The sequence below is a fragment of the Pseudomonas sp. UC 17F4 genome (assembly GCF_900101695.1).
Taxonomy (GTDB): Bacteria; Pseudomonadota; Gammaproteobacteria; order Pseudomonadales; family Pseudomonadaceae; genus Aquipseudomonas.
This window is the reverse complement of sequence record NZ_FNKV01000001.1, coordinates 4,317,224-4,332,784: the sequence shown is the minus strand read 5'-3', so window position 1 is coordinate 4,332,784 and position 15,561 is coordinate 4,317,224. Positions and strand designations below refer to the sequence as shown.

The window sequence follows — 15,561 nt, the reverse complement described above, 5'->3', positions numbered from 1 at the left end:
CTTATTTAGAAGTTAAATAAAAGCATGTCTGTCAGTGAAAAATCGAATAGGCCGCTGTTTGATCTTGACCTGTTGCGCGCGGTGGTGATGGTCAGCGACTGCGGCAGCTTCACCACGGCGGCGGCGCGCCTGCATTCAACCCAGTCGACGGTCAGCCAGAAAGTCAGGCGGCTGGAGGAGATGGTCGGGCACAAGCTGCTCGAGCGCGGCAACCGCGACGTGCTGGCCACCGACGCCGGGCAGACGCTGCTCGGTTACGCCCGGCAGATGCTTGCCTACAACGACGAGATGCTTGAGGCGATGTCGGGCGCCACGGTGGCGGTGACCGTGCGCCTGGGCGTGCCGGAAGACTTTGCCGCCGGGCGCACCACCCATCTGCTCTCGACCTTCAACCGCAAACATCCGCAGGTCAAGCTGGAGGTCACCAGCGGCCTGTGCCGCGACCTTAGCGCCAGCTACGACAACGGCGAGCTCGACCTGATTTTGCTCAAGCAGCGGCGCAACAGCCGTGAGGCGGTGGCCTGCTGGCCCGAGAAGCTGCAATGGATCGACAGCGCCAAGAACCCGGCCTTCGACCAGGACCCGGTGCCGCTGGTGACCTTTCCGCCGCGCGGCCTGTACCGCGACGACATGATCGGCGCCATCGAGCGCATGGGCCGCCGTTGGCGCATCAGTTTCACCAGCTCCAGCCTCAGCGGCCTGCAGGCGGCGGTGGCCAACGGCATGGGCATCAGCCTGCTGCCGCTGCGGGCGGTTACCGCCGAGCATTTAAAGCTGACTTCGGAACACGGCTTGCCGTCGATCGATGCCATGGAAGTGGCGATCATTCATCGGCCGACCGCCGATGCCATGGTCAAGGAACTGGCCGCGGAACTGGCGCGCACCCTGGCCAGCGAGTAGGGCGGTTTCGCCAGGCTCACAGCGTATCGGCAGGCTGCGCGGCAGGGCGGTACAGCTGGACGCGGTTGCGGCCCTGGCGCTTGGCCGCGTACAGGGCGTTGTCGGCCATCGACAGCAGGCGCGACAGGTCGTGCTCGCCCGGGCGGCTGGCGCCGACGATGCCGATGCTGACGCTGAGCAGCCCGGGCTCAAGCAGCGGCAATTCATAAAAGCTGCTGCAGATGCGCCGGGCCACGCGCAGCGCCGAGTGCTCGTCAGTGTTGGCCAGCAGGCAGGCGAACTCTTCGCCGCCGATACGGGCGAAGACATCTTCCTCGCGCACGCTCAGGCGGGTCACCTGGCTGAAGGCGATCAACGCCTGGTCGCCGGTCTGGTGGCCGTAGACATCATTGAGGCGCTTGAAATGATCGAGGTCGCACAGCAGCAGGCTCACCGGCTCGCCACGCCGGGCGCAGTCGGCCAGCAGTTCGGCACCGCGCGACATGAAGGCGCGGCGGTTGCCGATATCGGTCAGCGGGTCGGTGTAGGCGGCGGCCTTGAACTTGAGCTCGGTGCGTTCGCGGACCATGGCCAGGGTCACGTAGGCGATGCCGATGGCGTAGAGCATCGACTCGAACAGCATGAACGAGAAAAACCCGGTGCCGTGGCCGTCGCTGGCGATCGCCTGTTCCAGCGATACGCCATGGTCGGCGAAGCTGCGCACGCAGTAGAAGCCGCTGTGGCCCAGCAGCAGGAGCAGGGTTGGCAGGTAGGCGACTTCCAGGCGCTTGCGGTCGCGCCACAGCTCAAGCACCGCCAGGCAGCCGTAGCAGGCAGTGAGCATGGAATAGACCGTCACACGCAGGCCCAGGTCATCGGTAAAGCCTGGCGTCAGCGACCAGGTAAACCAGAACAGGGCGCCAGCGAAAATCCCCGGCAGGTGCGCCGGGCGTCCGCTGAACGCGCGCATGCTGGCCCAGTTCAACGCGGCGCTGAGCAGCAGCACCATGTTGCCCAGCACCAGGGCGATAAAGTCCGGGGCGTTACCGCGCAGGCTGATCAACGCCGTGCCGCCAGCGGCGAGCAACAGCATGCTGCCCAAATAGCCCAGGGTTCGCTCGCGCACGCCGCGGCTCCAGGCGTGCAGGGTCAGCAGGCCCATCAGGGCAAAGATGAAAATGGCCACCAGCAACAGGGTCGGGATGCTCAGCAGCAAGGGTATCGCTCTCCGCTCATGGCCGTGTGGCCAACCGGCCAGCGCCGGTTTTCAGCGGCATGCTAGCCGAGCCGGTGTTGCATTGTCAGCATCCGGCTGCCTTGAACTGCGGCTTGGGCTATGCTGATGGCCGATCTGCAGCCCATTCGGAATCTTCGCTCCATGATGCTGACCCAGCAATTTCCCGATATTTCCCTGGCCGACACCCTGTTCGTCTTCGCCCTCGAGGCGGAGGCCGGCGAGCTGTTTACCGAGATGAACACGCTGTTCACCGGCATCGGCAAGGTCAACGCCGCCATTGCCCTGACCAAGGCCATCCGGCAACGCAAGCCCAAACTGATCGTCAACCTCGGTTCGGCCGGCAGCGCCGGCCATGGCAAGGGCGCGCTGGTGTGCTGCACGGGCTTCGTGCAGCGCGACATGGACGTCACGCCGCTGGGTTTTGCCCGCTACGAGACGCCGCTCTCCGACATCCCGGTGCTGCTTGAGCATGGCCAGCGCGTTGCGGGCTTGCCGCTGGGCATTTGCGGCAGCGGTGACAGCTTTGAAATCAGTCACGGCGCTGCCCCGTACGACATCGTCGACATGGAGGCCTACGTGCTGGCGCTGATCGCCCGCAACGAAGACATTCCCTTCCTGTGCCTTAAGTACATTTCCGATGACGCTGGCAGCGACGCCGCAGACGACTGGTCGGTGCAGGTGCACCTGGCCGCCGAAGCCTTCAAGCGGGTGCTGTTCAGCCCCCAGGGTTGAGCCTGTGGTGGCGGCCTGAAACCGGCCAAGATGCGCGGGTGCGCCACATTGTTGCGCCTGCGCGTCGCGGCGATTGTGGCGCCTGGCTGCGTGCGGTATGAGTAGCCGACTCCCGCCGCCCAAGAGCGGGAGATCACAAGGAACGCCCCGAATGCCTCAGCTCAAGAACGCGATCTCTCTGGCCTTGCTGTTGCTGGCCACCCCTCTGGTTCACGCGCAAGCCACCACCCCCGAAACCACCGTACGCTCCAACCTGCTGGTCGATGCAGTGGCCTGGCGGCAGACCGCGGCCGAGTTCCGCGCCCTGTACTACCAGGGTTTCAACGTCGCCAAGGCGCGCCTGGACCAGGCCCTGGCCCAGCAGAAGCCGGGCGACAAGAAGCCTGCGATCATCAGCGATATCGACGACACCATCCTCAGCAGCAACACCTACTGGGGCTTTCTGATCGGCCAGGACAAGGAGTTCTTCGATGACGCGGTGTGGGACCGCTGGGTCGCCGCCAATGGCCCGACCCTGACCCCGGGGGCGCTGGAGTTTCTTGAGTATGCAAAATCCCGTGGGGTAGAGGTTTTCTACGTCTCCAGCCGCGACCAGGGCGACAAGACCTACGAGTACGCGCTCAACAACCTGCGCGCGCTCAAGGTGCCGTACGCCGACGAAGCCCACGTGACCATCCTGCGTGAAAGCTCGAACAAGGAGCCGGCCCAGCACAAGATCGCCGAGCAGTACAACGTGCTGCTGATGCTCGGTGACAACCTCAACGACTTCGAGCGCAGCTTCTACGTCGACAAGGTCGAGCAGCGTGCGCAGCTGGTGGACGCCAGCCGCAGCAAGTTTGGCGGCCAGTACATCATCTTCCCCAACCCCACTGACGGCCATTGGCTCAAGGCTATTTTCGGCGAGTCAGAACCGGCCGACACCCCGGCCAACCGGGCCAAATTCCGCGAGGCGGCGCAGCAGGGCGCGTGGAAGCCGGCCAACTGATTGACCCGGCCCTGAAACAAAAAATCCCGCAGGCCGAGAGGCCTGCGGGATTTTCAATGCAACCGTGAAACTTAGCGCTGCGGGTTGAGCACCAGGTTCATGTGACGGTTTACATCCTTGTACAGCAGGTAGCGGAACGGGCCCGGGCCGCCGGAGTAGCAAGCCTGCGGGCAGAAGGCGCGCAGCCACATGAAGTCACCGGCCTCGACCTCGACCCAGTCCTGGTTCAGGCGGTAAACGGCTTTACCTTCGAGCACGTACAGGCCGTGCTCCATGACGTGGGTCTCGGCGAACGGAATCACGCCGCCTGGCTGGAAGGTGACGATGTTGACGTGCATGTCGTGACGCATGTCGGCCATGTCGACGAAGCGGGTGGTGACCCAGGCGCCGTCGGTACCCGGCATCGGGATCGGCGCGATGTCTTTTTCGTTGGTGACGAACGCTTCCGGCAGGGCCAGGCCTTCAACCACCTGGTAGTGCTTGCGGATCCAGTGGAAGGTGACGTTCTTGCCACTGTTGTTGCGCAGGCTCCACTCGGCGGCCGGTGGAATGAAGGCGTAGCCGCCTTCCTTGAGGGTGTACGGCTTGCCCTGCAGGGTGATGTCGATTTCGCCTTCGACCACGAACAATACCGCTTCGGCGTTCTTGTCCAGCTCAGGACGCTCGCTGCCGCCTTCTGGCGCCACTTCGACGATGTACTGCGAGAAGGTCTCGGAGAAGCCGGTCAGCGGGCGGGCGATGACCCACATGCGCATCTTGTCCCAGAACGGCAGGTGGCTGGTGACGATGTCACGCATCACGCCTTTGGGGATGACCGCGTAGGCCTCGGTGAACATGGCACGGTCGGTCAGCAGTTCGGTCTGCGCCGGATGGCCGCCGTGGGGAGCGTAGTAATTGGACTTCGACATGGAACACCTTCTGTCGTTGTTGTTCTGGGGTTTTGTGTTGCATCGCCCGTGGGCGATTGTCTTTCTCTGCGGCGCAAGCCGGCAGAAACATGTTTGTTAGCGGGCGCGGACCTCGAACTGCAGGGCCGGCGCTGCCGGCACCAACTGGCCGCGGCGCACCAGGCGGCGCTCGGACGGTGCCGCGGCGACTGCGGCGGCGCCGTTGTCAGCCTTGAGCACGATAAAGGTCGCTTCATTGCCGACCTTCAGACCGTAGTCGCTTTTGCCCAGCACTGCCGCACCGGCCGTGGTGGCCATGGCCAGTGCCACGTTCAAATCTTCATCACTGTAGAAGCCCGAGCGGTAGCCGATCAGCATGGCGCGCTGGAGCATGTCGGCGTTGCCGTAGGGCCACCAGGCATCGCGAATATTGTCGTTGCCGGCGAACACGTTCACCCCGGCGGCGCGCAGGCGCAAGATCGGCGGGAAGCCATGATCGCCCGGAGCGTTGGTCATGATCGCTACCCCGGCCTCGGCGAGGGTGGTGGCGGTACGCGCCACTACCTCGTCGTCGACCTGGCCCAGGGCATAGGCGTGGCTGACCGCAACGCGGCCATTGAGGCCGGCGGCGCGGGTGCGGGCGGCGATCGTTTGCAGTTGTTCGATGCCTTGCAGGCCGGGCTCGTGCAGGTGGATGTCGATCTTCACCGCATGGCGCTCGGCAATGCCGAAGACTACATCGAGCTGACCGTCGGCGTCGCCGTCGAGGGTGGTCGGGTCGATGCCGCCGATCACGTCGGCGCCTTCACGAATTGCCGCTTCCAGCACCTGCGCAGTGCCAGGGCAGGACATCACCCCGGCTTGCGGGAAGGCCACCAGCTCGATATCGACGATGCCGCGCCATTTCTCCCGCGCCTCCAGCACCGCCTGCAGGTTGCGCAGGCCGGTGGTGGCATCGACGTCGACATGGCTGCGCATGGCCACGGTACCGAACGCTACTGCCTGGCGGATCAGCGCCTCGGCACGTTCGAGCATCGGTGGGGCAGCGGCCAGTTCGCGTTTTTCGATGGCCAGGCGTTCACGCAGGCTGCCCACCGCTTGATGCGGGTGCCAGCGATCGCCGACAAAACTCTTGTCCAGGTGAATGTGGCCGTCGATCAGGCCGGGCAGCACCAGGTGGCCGGCCAGGTCGACGACCTCGGCACCTGCGCTGGGCGCACGTTCGCTGCCCAGGCTGACAATGCGCCCGTCGGCAACCGCAAGGTTGAGCGGGCTGCCATCGGCAGCAACAGCGTTGACGAATACTCGATCGATCATTTTCCAGCCCTTTGCCTGCTACTGATTCACACCCTATAGAAAGACCGCACCTATCCACAAATTAAATATTGGAATCGGTTGCAGTGGCTTTCTGAATGCGAATCCCGGGCCTGAGGCGGGCTCAGCCCAGCAGGTGCTTGAGCGGGTGATAGTCGGCCTTGAGCGTTTGCGTGGCTTTGAGAATCGCCTCTTCGATGCCGCGCAGGTGGGTGCACACCAGCTCGATGGCGGCGGCTTGGTCACCGGCTTCGATAAAGCCCAGCAGGCGCAGGTGCTCGTTGCCGCGACAGGCTTCGTGGCGCTCGTCATCCAGGGTCGAGGCGTACAGCGAGCCGCGCTCGATCAGCTTGCGGAACCAGTCGAGCAATACCGGGTTGTCGAGCACCTCGGCCAGGCGCAGGTGGAATTCGCCCAGCAGGTGGACGTAGCGGCCATGGTCGCCGGCGTCGGCGGCGGCTTCTTCGGCGGCCACATGCTGGTGCAGCGGGGCGAGGATGGCGGGATCGGCGCGGCGGCACAGCTCGGTGACGATACCGATTTCGATCAGCCGGCGGGTTTCGAACACCGAGCGGATGTCATCGTCGCTGGGCAGCGAGACCCAGGCGCCCTTGTTCAGCTCGGTGGACACCAGACCGTCGGCTTCCAGTTGCTTGAGGGCGGCGCGCACCGAGGTGCGGCTGACCTTGAACAGCTCGGCCAACGACGACTCGCCCAGCTTCATGCCGGGGCGCAGGGTGCGTTTTCTGATGGCCTCGTGAACCCCTTGGTAGACGCGCTCTACCGTCGATGCGGGGTGTTTTTCCGTCATTACCAGCTCCGATATGCCTTGACCTTATAAGCATGCCGTAAATGAGGGCTGCTGTGCACCACTGATGACCCGCGACAGTTCCTGAATACACAAGTGTGTACTTGAGTAGCAAATTTATGGATACAAAAGCTAGCCGTAGCGTTACTGGTTTTCTCACCGTAACGCTGTAGGCGATTGACCACTTGATCAGGTTTATTCGCTTTTCAAGTGTTCAGGTGAAAAATTAATTCTATAAAAATCAATAGCTTAAATGTGTTTATAGGATGCACGTTCAACCACTTCGCCACCCATCTGGCACACATATTGTTCGTCGAAAATCGTTAGACAAATATTGTATGCAATTTTTGTATGCATCGGCGCAGGGCAGCGCCAACACTGCGGTCCCACTCTTCAAATCCAACAATAATTCGCTGCAACGCCCTGACTCAGGGGCTGCAGAAGGAGCCCGGGGAACATGCAACTGGATACTTCCAACCCGCTGCAAACCGCCTACCTGCCGCCGCAGGCCGCGCCGCTCGAGCCGGGGGCGCTGAGCCCCAGGCTGCACAATGCCGACCTCGCGCCAACCAAGGCCGAAGGCCGGCGCTGGGGCGGCTACAGCATCTTTGCCTTGTGGACCAACGATGTGCACAACATCGCCAACTATTCCTTCGCCATGGGCCTGTTTGCCCTCGGGTTGTCCGGCTGGCAGATGCTCGCGGCGCTGAGCATCGGCGCCGTGCTGGTGTACTTCTTCATGAACCTTTCTGGCTACATGGGGCAGAAAACCGGGGTGCCGTTCCCGGTGATCAGCCGCATGAGTTTCGGCATTTATGGCGCGCAGTTGCCGGCGATCATCCGCGCGGTGATCGCCATCGCCTGGTTCGGCATCCAGACCTACCTGGCCTCGGTGGTGCTGCGGGTGCTGCTGGTGGCGGTGTCGCCGGACCTCGCACGCTTCGATCAGGACGCGATCCTCGGCCTGTCGAGCCTTGGCTGGGCGAGTTTTATCGCCATCTGGCTAGTGCAACTGGTGATCCTCACCTTCGGCATGGAGATGGTGCGCAAGTACGAATCCTTCGCCGGGCCGGTGATTCTTTCCACCGTGCTGATCCTGGCGGTTTGGATGTACCTGCGGGTCGATGGCAACCTGGCCTGGTCGGTCGGCGAGCCGCTGACCGGCTGGACGATGTGGACCCAGGTGTTTGCCGGTGGCGCGTTGTGGCTGGCGATTTACGGCACGCTGATCCTCAACTTTTGCGACTTCGCCCGTTCCGCGCCGTGCCGCAAGACCATTCGCGTCGGCAACTTCTGGGGCCTGCCGGTGAACATCCTGGTGTTCGCGGTGATCAGCTTTGTGCTGGCCGGGGCGCAGTTCAGCATCGATGGCCGGGTGATTGACAGCCCGACCCAGATCGTCGCGGCGATCCCCGACAAGGTATTCCTGGTGCTCGGTTGCCTGGCGTTCCTGATCGTCACCGTGGCGGTGAACATCATGGCCAACTTCGTCGCCCCGGCCTTCGTGCTCTCGAGCCTGGCGCCAAGCCGCCTGAACTTTCGCCGCGCAGGCTTGATCAGCGCCACCCTGGCGGTGCTGATCCTGCCCTGGAACCTCTACAACAGCCCACTGGTGATCGTCTACTTCCTTTCCGGCCTGGGCGCGCTGCTGGGGCCGCTGTACGGGATCATCATGGTCGACTACTGGCTGATCCGCAAAGCCCAGGTGCACGTGCCCGACCTCTACAGCGAAGCGGCCAGCGGCACCTATCACTACACCCGCGGGGTCAACTACAAGGCAGTTGCCGCCCTGGTGCCCTCGGCCATTGCCGCCGTGGTGCTGTCGCTGGTACCGGCCTTCAGCGCCCTGACGCCGTTCTCCTGGTTCTTCGGCGCCGCCATTGCCGGCGGCGTGTACTACCTGATCTCTGATCGCAACAAACATTACGTGGACTGTTCCGGCGAGCACTTTGCCGTCGACAGCGCCCAGCACTGAGTTCTGCACAAGGAATACCGCAATGAGAATTCTGGTCGTAAACGTCAACACCACGCAGTCGATCACCGACGCCATCGCCCGCCAGGCGCGTAGCGTGGCCTCGCCGGGCACCGAGATCGTCGGCCTGACCCCGCGCTTTGGCGCCGAATCGGTGGAGGGTAATTTTGAAAGTTACCTGGCGGCGGTGGCCGTGATGGAGCGGGTGCTCAGCTACGACCAGCCGTTCGATGCGGTGATCCAGGCCGGTTACGGCGAACATGGCCGCGAAGGCCTGCAGGAGCTGCTCAATGTACCGGTGGTGGACATCACCGAGGCGGCGGCCAGCGTGGCGATGCTGCTCGGCCATCGCTATTCGGTGGTCACCACCCTGGACCGCACCGTGCCGCTGATCGAAGACCGCCTGAAGCTGGCCGGGCTGGACAGCCGCTGCGCCTCGGTGCGCGCCAGTGGCCTGGCGGTGCTGGAGCTTGAAGAAGATCCGCAGCGGGCCATCGAGTCGGTGGTGCGCGAAGCCGAGGAGGCGGTTAATGTCGACAAGGCCGAGGTGATTTGCCTGGGTTGTGGCGGCATGGTCGGGCTGGAGGAGCGGATCCAGGCGCGTACCGGGGTGCCGGTGGTCGATGGGGTGACGGCGGCGGTGGCGCTGGCGGAGTCGCTGGTGCGCCTGAAGCTGAGTACCTCGAAGGTGCGCACCTACGCCAAGCCGCGGCAGAAGCAGATTCTGGGCTGGCCTCGGGCGATGTTGGAGTGAATGGCCTGGTCCACTTATGAAAAAGGCCCGCATTGTGCGGGCCTTTCTTACTCAGCGGTGTTTGTGCTTACGCTTGTGCTTGTGTTTATGCCCGCTGGAATCGTGACGGTTATCGTCGGCGATGTTGTTGCCCAGGGCGCCGCCGGCCGCGCCACCGAGGCCGGCACCGATGGTCGAGCCGGTGCGCCCGCCCACCTGGTTGCCGATCACCGAGCCACCAGCCGAACCCAGGCCGCCGCCGATCGCAGCTTCGGTGCGGTTGCCCTTGCGTGCGCCGACCGCGCTACCGGCGGCGCCACCGACGCCGGCGCCAATGGCTGCGCCGGTGCTGCCGCCGATCTGCTGGCCGACTACGTTACCCAACGCCCCGCCCAGGCCACCACCAATGGCGGCGGTGCCGTCGCCGGCAGCCATGGCGCCCTGGGAGAGCAGGATACCCAGCGTCAATGCAGGTAATGAGATACGCATGTTGTTAGCCTCAGGAAATACGGGGGTTATGGGAACAGCAGGCAGCTCAGTCGTCATCATCGTCGTCACGGTCGCGACGCCGGTCATGGTCGTAGTTGCGGTAGCGGTCGTCATCGCGGTAGCGCTTGTAGTTGCGATGGTCGTGATCGTCGCGGTCGTCCCAGTCGCGGGAGTAGCGATGGTCACGGTCGCCACGGCGGTAATCGTCGCGGTCGTAATCGTGGTAATAGCAGCCGGAGGCGGCCAGTACGCTGGTGATCACGGCGATTTGCGTCAGCTGTTTCAGCACTGAGGGTCCTTGATCCGCAGGGCGGTAGGGAAGGTACAAACTCAGACTGTGTTTTCGGGATTTTGTTTCCCCATGAGCGTTGTAATTTGCCGCAACAAAAAAGGCCCACCGAGGTGGGCCAAACGTTCTGAAGGGAGGAATTGGAGGATAAATCCGCGGTGGTTAAGCCGTCGTTAAGGCGGGGCCGGGTCTATAATTTTTTCGCGTTGCCCGTCTTGCCCTCTATATCCGTGCTGATGCAGCCCACTGATCAGATCCAATCGCACGATTCTCCCGCGCCGGCCTCCCAATAACACGCCTCTGGCTTCTGGAGGCGCGATCAGGAGGACTTCATGAACAAGCACAGCGACAGCGGCGCAAATTCGTCTGAACACGCCAGCAAAGCGGATGACTTGGGCTTCGACCCGGACTCGCCGGACCTCGATGATCCGCAGGTCGACCCAACCGGGCCGGCCAAGGCGCCTAACCAGCCCCGACCCGACCAGGCCGCCCGGGACAACGACTACAGCCCGGACTTCAAGTCCAGGCCCGAAGACAAACCGCGCAAGGACGCCGACATTGATACCGATGGTGGATAGCAACCGCGCAGTTGACAGGCGCGCGCATCTGCGCCAAGTTGGCCGCCTTCAAGCCTGACCTCGGTCGGGCTTTTGTTTTTTCTGGCAGGGATGTCGAACGATCGTGAAGTTTCTCAAGAAAGCCGTGTGGTTTGTCCTGTGTGTTACCTCCGGGATTGTCATGGGTACCGGGCTGTTCCAGTTCGTCGGGCCTGGCGGCAATACCGACCTGGGCGCGATGCTGGTGATGATCGCGTTCTTCATGGGCTATTTTTTGCGCCCGCAACGCCCGCGGCAAGTGGTGCGCTGAGCCATGGACTGGAAAGCCCTGGAGAACAGCCTGGTCGAGTCGGCCCGGGCCACCCTGGAGGCGCTGCTCGCTGAAGGTGTCGGGCCGCTGTATGGCGCCGCCTTCCATGCCAGCTACCGCGAAGAGGAGCGGGTCATCGACCTGCCGTCGTTTGCCGCCAACAGCCTGGCGGCGTTGGAGGAGGATCATCCGCGGCGCAAGCAGGAGGGCTTCTGGGGCGTGCAGTGGAACCCGGCGGACTGGCGCTGGGACTGGATGCTGGACGATTACGCCAACCCCACCCTGAGTGCCCTCGAAGCGCCGATGCAAGCCTACGCCAATCGCGCCGGGCCGGATGCCTGGACGGCGGCCGAGCAGCGGTTCGTGCAGACCGTAGCGCGCGCTGCCAAGGCGCTCAACCGCATTTACGCTAAAGACCCACGGTTGGCCAAGGACTTCATCGTGTTCTTCCATGATGAATGCGGCGGGCCGCAGCTTGCGGCCAAAAGCCTGACGCCGCGCCAGTTTCTGCTGCACTTCCCCGAGCAGGACGCCACTGGCCAGGAGCGTCGCCGGGTAGCCGCGCTGGCAGAGCAAGAGCAGGTGAGTTATTACCTGCGCTGCCTTGTCCGTCCTATGCCGATTGACGCTGAAGAGGCCTGCCGCTGGCTGATTGCCCGGGGTGCCAGTGCCACGGCGGCGCTGCTGCAGATGCTGCACAAGGGCCCGGAGCGCTGGCGGGCGGCGATGCTCCTGGGGCTTGCCGGGGTCGCCGACCCGGCGGCAATCGCGGCGCTGCGCTTGCAAGTGGTCAACGGCACAGAGCCGAGCACGCGCAGGTGGAGCGCCAACGCGCTGGGTTACCTGGGTGATTTCGACTGGTTGCTGGCGCAGGCTGATGACGCAGCGCTGGCGAGCTTGGCGGTGGCGGGTTGCTGCGCCAATCTTCGGGCCTTTCGGGATCAGGGCGCGCAGGCGCCGGTACTTGACTACCGGCCGCTGGAAACCCTGCTGCAGCGTTACCCGCAGTGCGCAGCGGACGCCGAGGAGGTGATCAAGCCGGGCTCCAGCTACTGCACCATCAGCAGCAGCGATATCGACGAAGCGCTGCGCGGCCTGGGGGGCGAGCATGTCGCCATTCGTCGCCATGCCGCCTGTGTGCTCGACAACCGTCGACTGGGCAAGCGCAAGCTGAAAGCGGCCCTGATCGCGCTGCAGGAATGCCTCACTGATGCTGACCCGAAGGTGGCCTACCTGGCTGGCTTGACCTTGGAGTCGCTGCAACGCTGAGACGGGCAACCTGCCTCTGTCTTGGCAGCCACTGGTCCAGCGGACACAGCTCCACTGTGGGGCTTTGCCAGCGTCCTACAGGTCCGGTGTATGCAGATCTATTGTGGGAGCGGTGTATGCAGATCTATTGTGGGAGCAACTGTCTTGATCAGGCTGTTAGCACATCACCTGGCGCCTGCTCGCCTGGCGCCGCAAACACCCAACCATACAAAGGACAGCAACCAGACGTAATACCCATAGGTGTACCCGGTAACGGTGAACTGACCGTCCTCGTCATACAGGCTCACCGGCTGCCACTGCAGCGACAACCCGGCCAGCAAGGCCAGCAGGGCATAGATCAACCGGCGCCTGTCGCTGCGGGTGCGGTAGGCCGCCAGGAACAAGGGGTTCGCCAGCCAGGCGAAGTAGCCGAACAGCATCGCCGGCAAGCCCAGGATGCAAGCAATGAAGCCGGAATTGATGGCGTGGCTGTACTCCTCGCGCAGCCAGTTGTGCTCCTCGCTGTGCACCGCCGGGAGCACCAGGCTCAGCAGGTACAGAGCAAGAGCCAGGTGACGCCATTGCAGCCGGGGCAGGCGCCATTTGTTCATCGCGGCAACTCGATGCGCGCCACCAGGCCACCGCCCTGGCGGTTGCTCAGGAGCAGTTCGCCGCCTTGTTCACGCACTGCCGAGCGCGCCGACGACAGCCCCAGGCCAACCCCACCGGTATCACGGTTGCGCGAGGACTCCAGGCGAAAGAACGGCATGAACACCTGTTCCAGCGAGGCCTCGGCAATGCCCGGGCCGCGGTCGCGGATTTCGATGATGATGGCCTGGGCGCCGCGGCTCAACTGCACTTCGGGCTCGCGGGCGTACTTCAGGGCATTTTCCACCAGGTTGGTCACGGCGCGCTTCAAACCCAGCGGCCGGCCATGGAACACCAGGTTGGCCGGGCCTTCGAAAGCGATGTCGATCTGCTGGTCGCGGTAGTCGTCGATCAGGGTTTGCAGCAGTTCGGCCAGGTCGAACGGGGTGGTTTCTTCCAGCCGGGTTTCGTCGCGGAAAAAACCCAGCGCGGCATTGATCATGCTTTGCATCTCATCAACGTCACGGAACAGCTTGCGCTGTTGCTCGGGGTCGTCGATGAACTCGCCGCGCAGGCGCATGCGCGTCAAGGGCGCGCGCAAGTCGTGGGAGATGGCGGCGAGCATCTGCGTGCGCTCGGCGACGAAGTGCTGGATCTGCGCCTGCATGGTGTTGAAGGCGGTGATCGCCTGGCGCCACTCGTGCGGGCCTTCGAGGCGGATGGGCGGTGCGCGAAAATCACTGCCAAAGCGCCGCGCCGCCCGGGCGAAGCGCTGCAGCGGGCCGGCCAGCTGGCGGGTGCCGACCCAGGCCACCAGCAGCGCGGCAACCAGGGCCAGCACGCCGATGATGGTAAAGCGCATGGCCGAGCTCAGGCCCCAGCTGCGATATGGCGGGGTGAAGGCCAGCCAGCTGCCGTCGCTGATCTGCATGACCAGTTTGTAATGGGCGTCGGCGCTGTCCGCCGGCCAGTCGCTGGGCTGGAATCCCTCAAGCTGGCGTGGGCTGTCGGCCAGCAGGCGCTGCAGCGGCGGGGTTTCTTCGAGGGTAATCCGCGCGCCCGGCCCGGGCAGTTGCAGGTCGGCGCGCTGGCGGCTCCACTGCACCTCGAGCAGCGGGTTGCTGGCGGCCTTGGCCAGGGTCGCGCGCAGTTCCGGTGGCGCCGCTTCGAGGGTGCGGGTGGTGACGGCGATCTGTTCCAGCAGGCCGGTCTGGGTCAACGGCGGGCGTGCCCAGACCCCGGCCATTTGCACGAACAGCACATTGAGCGCCACCGAGGTCAGCATCGCCGCGATGATGGTCAGGGCGATGCGCCGGCTGATGCTGTCGCGGCGCAGGTCGAGGCGGATCACGAGCGGCTGACCTTGGCGCTGAACAGGTAACCGCCATTGCGCACGGTGCGGATCAGCTCCGGGCGCTTGCTGTCGGGCTCGATCTTGCGCCGCAGGCGGCTGACCTGCACGTCGATGCTGCGGTCGAACGCCTCGTGCCCCTGGCCGCGGGCGAGGTCGATCAGTTGCTCGCGGGTGAGGATGCGCTGCGGGTGTTCGAGGAATACCAGCAACAGGTCGAACTCTCCGGCCGACAGCGGCACCATCACCCCGTCGGGGGTGCGCAGTTCACGGCGGGTGACGTCCAGCTGCCAGTGGTCGAAATGAATCAGCGGGCGGCTTTCCTCGGTTGTCGGGCGCAGTTGCTCACCGGCCCGGCGCTGCACCGCGCGCAGGCGGGCGAGCAGTTCGCGGGCGTCGAAGGGCTTGCCCAGGTAGTCGTCGGCGCCCAGCTCCAGGCCGACGATGCGGTCACTGAGCTCGTCCATGGCGGTCAGCATGATGATCGGGATGCCGGTGTTGGCCCGCAGTTTCTGGCACAGGCTCAGGCCGCCTTCGCCGGGCAGCATCAGGTCGAGGATGATGATGTCCGGGCGCTGCTGTTCGATCGCCGCCCACATGGCCTCGCCGTTGCCGGCCAGGTCGACGTCATAGCCGTGGCGGACAAAGAACTTCTTCAGCAGGGCACAAATTTCCAGGTCGTCATCGACGATCAGCAGTCTGCTCACGTTGTGGTCCACGGGCCGTGAAAAGTGCGTATCTAAAACCATTCTGCGCTGCCGGTCATTTATTTCAATCTCGTAACATTCCTGCAAGGCCGACACAAAGCGGACATCAGCCAGCAAAAGCCCTGGGGCAGGCTGTGGCCAGTTCACTCAAGAGAGTTTTCCATGCCGGCCACCCACCCGACCCAAGACTTTGACAGCAACCAGTCGCTGACCCTCGACCTGCGTACCCAGGAGCTCTGGCGCAACGCGCTGCTCAGCTACCAGGACTCGCGCCTGGGTTTGTCCAGCGACGGCAGGCACATGCTCCTCAGCCATTATTTCGAGCGCTACAGCCCGACCAGCAACCAGTGGATGGAGTACAGCTACAAGATCCCCGTGGGCGAACTGGTGCACTGGATCATGAGCCACGGCGAGCTGCACGTGGACCGCTCGACCAGCACGCCGCGCCCGGCCAATGACGGCTTCGGAGGCTGAG

At 64.0% G+C, this 15,561-nt stretch carries 18 protein-coding genes; 9 read left to right on the top strand and 9 right to left on the bottom strand.

Annotated elements, in window-relative coordinates:
- Nucleotides 1–24 precede the first annotated feature (24 nt).
- Nucleotides 25–900, top strand: coding sequence for a LysR substrate-binding domain-containing protein (locus BLR26_RS19695; RefSeq protein ID WP_045201224.1), 876 nt, complete (start codon nt 25–27; stop codon nt 898–900).
- Nucleotides 901–916: 16 nt separating this feature from the next.
- Here BLR26_RS19695 and BLR26_RS19690 read toward each other — a convergent pair whose 3' ends face one another.
- Nucleotides 917–2,095, bottom strand: a complete 1,179-nt coding sequence (locus BLR26_RS19690) for a GGDEF domain-containing protein (protein WP_045201225.1) — start codon at nt 2,093–2,095, stop codon at nt 917–919.
- A gap of 162 nt (nt 2,096–2,257) precedes the next feature.
- Here BLR26_RS19690 and BLR26_RS19685 point away from each other — a divergent pair, with 162 nt between their 5' ends.
- Together BLR26_RS19685 and BLR26_RS19680 are read left to right on the top strand one after the other, a co-directional pair.
- The gene (locus BLR26_RS19685; protein ID WP_093387594.1) at nt 2,258–2,848 is read left to right on the top strand and encodes a phosphorylase family protein; all 591 of its coding nucleotides are present in this window, start codon (nt 2,258–2,260) and stop codon (nt 2,846–2,848) included.
- Between the two features lie 151 nt (nt 2,849–2,999).
- Entirely contained in the window at nt 3,000–3,833 is an 834-nt protein-coding gene (locus BLR26_RS19680; protein WP_093384505.1) for a 5'-nucleotidase, lipoprotein e(P4) family, read from the top strand.
- Nucleotides 3,834–3,904: 71 nt separating this feature from the next.
- On the opposite strand, the gene BLR26_RS19675 is transcribed toward BLR26_RS19680, so the two are convergent.
- The 3 genes from BLR26_RS19675 to BLR26_RS19665 form a co-directional block, all read right to left on the bottom strand.
- Nucleotides 3,905–4,741, bottom strand: a complete 837-nt coding sequence (locus BLR26_RS19675) for a bifunctional allantoicase/(S)-ureidoglycine aminohydrolase (RefSeq protein ID WP_045201227.1) — start codon at nt 4,739–4,741, stop codon at nt 3,905–3,907.
- A 96-nt stretch (nt 4,742–4,837) separates the two neighbouring features.
- Nucleotides 4,838–6,037, bottom strand: a complete 1,200-nt coding sequence (locus BLR26_RS19670; protein WP_093384501.1) for an amidohydrolase family protein — start codon at nt 6,035–6,037, stop codon at nt 4,838–4,840.
- A gap of 121 nt (nt 6,038–6,158) precedes the next feature.
- The gene (locus BLR26_RS19665; protein WP_045201229.1) at nt 6,159–6,845 is read right to left on the bottom strand and encodes a GntR family transcriptional regulator; all 687 of its coding nucleotides are present in this window, start codon (nt 6,843–6,845) and stop codon (nt 6,159–6,161) included.
- A gap of 454 nt (nt 6,846–7,299) precedes the next feature.
- On the opposite strand from BLR26_RS19665, the gene BLR26_RS19660 reads away from it, so the two are divergent.
- Together BLR26_RS19660 and BLR26_RS19655 are read left to right on the top strand one after the other, a co-directional pair.
- Complete coding sequence (locus BLR26_RS19660; protein ID WP_045201230.1) at nt 7,300–8,817, top strand: NCS1 family nucleobase:cation symporter-1; 1,518 nt, start codon at nt 7,300–7,302, stop codon at nt 8,815–8,817.
- Between the two features lie 22 nt (nt 8,818–8,839).
- Complete coding sequence (locus BLR26_RS19655; RefSeq protein ID WP_093384498.1) at nt 8,840–9,568, top strand: aspartate/glutamate racemase family protein; 729 nt, start codon at nt 8,840–8,842, stop codon at nt 9,566–9,568.
- Between the two features lie 51 nt (nt 9,569–9,619).
- Here BLR26_RS19655 and BLR26_RS19650 read toward each other — a convergent pair whose 3' ends face one another.
- Both BLR26_RS19650 and BLR26_RS19645 read right to left on the bottom strand, forming a co-directional pair.
- The gene (locus BLR26_RS19650; RefSeq protein ID WP_093384495.1) at nt 9,620–10,036 is read right to left on the bottom strand and encodes a glycine zipper domain-containing protein; all 417 of its coding nucleotides are present in this window, start codon (nt 10,034–10,036) and stop codon (nt 9,620–9,622) included.
- Nucleotides 10,037–10,082: 46 nt separating this feature from the next.
- Entirely contained in the window at nt 10,083–10,325 is a 243-nt protein-coding gene (locus BLR26_RS19645; RefSeq protein WP_052676555.1) for a hypothetical protein, read from the bottom strand.
- A 332-nt stretch (nt 10,326–10,657) separates the two neighbouring features.
- On the opposite strand from BLR26_RS19645, the gene BLR26_RS19640 reads away from it, so the two are divergent.
- The 3 genes from BLR26_RS19640 to BLR26_RS19635 all read left to right on the top strand — a co-directional run bounded on the left by BLR26_RS19640 (nt 10,658) and on the right by BLR26_RS19635 (nt 12,461).
- Nucleotides 10,658–10,903 (top strand): DUF6021 family protein, encoded by a 246-nt coding sequence (locus tag BLR26_RS19640; RefSeq protein WP_093384492.1) that lies wholly within the window; start codon nt 10,658–10,660, stop codon nt 10,901–10,903.
- A 103-nt stretch (nt 10,904–11,006) separates the two neighbouring features.
- Nucleotides 11,007–11,192, top strand: coding sequence for a hypothetical protein (locus BLR26_RS27200; RefSeq protein ID WP_143013292.1), 186 nt, complete (start codon nt 11,007–11,009; stop codon nt 11,190–11,192).
- Between the two features lie 3 nt (nt 11,193–11,195).
- A complete protein-coding gene (locus BLR26_RS19635; protein WP_093384489.1) occupies nt 11,196–12,461 on the top strand; it encodes a DUF4303 domain-containing protein in 1,266 nt (421 codons plus the stop codon).
- A gap of 164 nt (nt 12,462–12,625) precedes the next feature.
- On the opposite strand, the gene BLR26_RS19630 is transcribed toward BLR26_RS19635, so the two are convergent.
- From BLR26_RS19630 to BLR26_RS19620, 3 genes are read right to left on the bottom strand one after another with little or no spacing between them, the layout of a single operon-like run.
- Nucleotides 12,626–13,051: a hypothetical protein gene (locus tag BLR26_RS19630; RefSeq protein ID WP_093384486.1), complete on the bottom strand. Its 426-nt coding sequence runs from the start codon at nt 13,049–13,051 to the stop codon at nt 12,626–12,628.
- The gene (locus BLR26_RS19625; protein WP_093384483.1) at nt 13,048–14,379 is read right to left on the bottom strand and encodes a sensor histidine kinase; all 1,332 of its coding nucleotides are present in this window, start codon (nt 14,377–14,379) and stop codon (nt 13,048–13,050) included. The genes BLR26_RS19630 and BLR26_RS19625 overlap by 4 nt, the downstream gene beginning before the upstream one ends.
- Entirely contained in the window at nt 14,376–15,128 is a 753-nt protein-coding gene (locus tag BLR26_RS19620) for a response regulator (protein ID WP_093384480.1), read from the bottom strand. Before BLR26_RS19620 ends, BLR26_RS19625 begins: the two co-directional genes overlap by 4 nt.
- 120 nt (nt 15,129–15,248) lie before the next feature.
- Here BLR26_RS19620 and BLR26_RS19615 point away from each other — a divergent pair, with 120 nt between their 5' ends.
- A complete protein-coding gene (locus BLR26_RS19615) occupies nt 15,249–15,560 on the top strand; it encodes a hypothetical protein (RefSeq protein WP_093384477.1) in 312 nt (103 codons plus the stop codon).
- Nucleotide 15,561 lies beyond the last annotated feature (1 nt).

Coding starts and splice junctions, on each gene's coding strand:
- BLR26_RS19620 (WP_093384480.1), bottom strand. CDS start 15,128: ATGGTTTTAGATACGCACTTTTCACGGCCCGTGGACCACAACGTGAGC.
- BLR26_RS19660 (WP_045201230.1), top strand. CDS start 7,300: ATGCAACTGGATACTTCCAACCCGCTGCAAACCGCCTACCTGCCGCCG.
- BLR26_RS19685 (WP_093387594.1), top strand. CDS start 2,258: ATGATGCTGACCCAGCAATTTCCCGATATTTCCCTGGCCGACACCCTG.
- BLR26_RS19680 (WP_093384505.1), top strand. CDS start 3,000: ATGCCTCAGCTCAAGAACGCGATCTCTCTGGCCTTGCTGTTGCTGGCC.
- BLR26_RS19695 (WP_045201224.1), top strand. CDS start 25: ATGTCTGTCAGTGAAAAATCGAATAGGCCGCTGTTTGATCTTGACCTG.
- BLR26_RS19665 (WP_045201229.1), bottom strand. CDS start 6,845: ATGACGGAAAAACACCCCGCATCGACGGTAGAGCGCGTCTACCAAGGG.
- BLR26_RS19655 (WP_093384498.1), top strand. CDS start 8,840: ATGAGAATTCTGGTCGTAAACGTCAACACCACGCAGTCGATCACCGAC.
- BLR26_RS19615 (WP_093384477.1), top strand. CDS start 15,249: ATGCCGGCCACCCACCCGACCCAAGACTTTGACAGCAACCAGTCGCTG.
- BLR26_RS19675 (WP_045201227.1), bottom strand. CDS start 4,741: ATGTCGAAGTCCAATTACTACGCTCCCCACGGCGGCCATCCGGCGCAG.
- BLR26_RS19650 (WP_093384495.1), bottom strand. CDS start 10,036: ATGCGTATCTCATTACCTGCATTGACGCTGGGTATCCTGCTCTCCCAG.
- BLR26_RS19630 (WP_093384486.1), bottom strand. CDS start 13,051: ATGAACAAATGGCGCCTGCCCCGGCTGCAATGGCGTCACCTGGCTCTT.
- BLR26_RS19635 (WP_093384489.1), top strand. CDS start 11,196: ATGGACTGGAAAGCCCTGGAGAACAGCCTGGTCGAGTCGGCCCGGGCC.
- BLR26_RS19670 (WP_093384501.1), bottom strand. CDS start 6,037: ATGATCGATCGAGTATTCGTCAACGCTGTTGCTGCCGATGGCAGCCCG.
- BLR26_RS19640 (WP_093384492.1), top strand. CDS start 10,658: ATGAACAAGCACAGCGACAGCGGCGCAAATTCGTCTGAACACGCCAGC.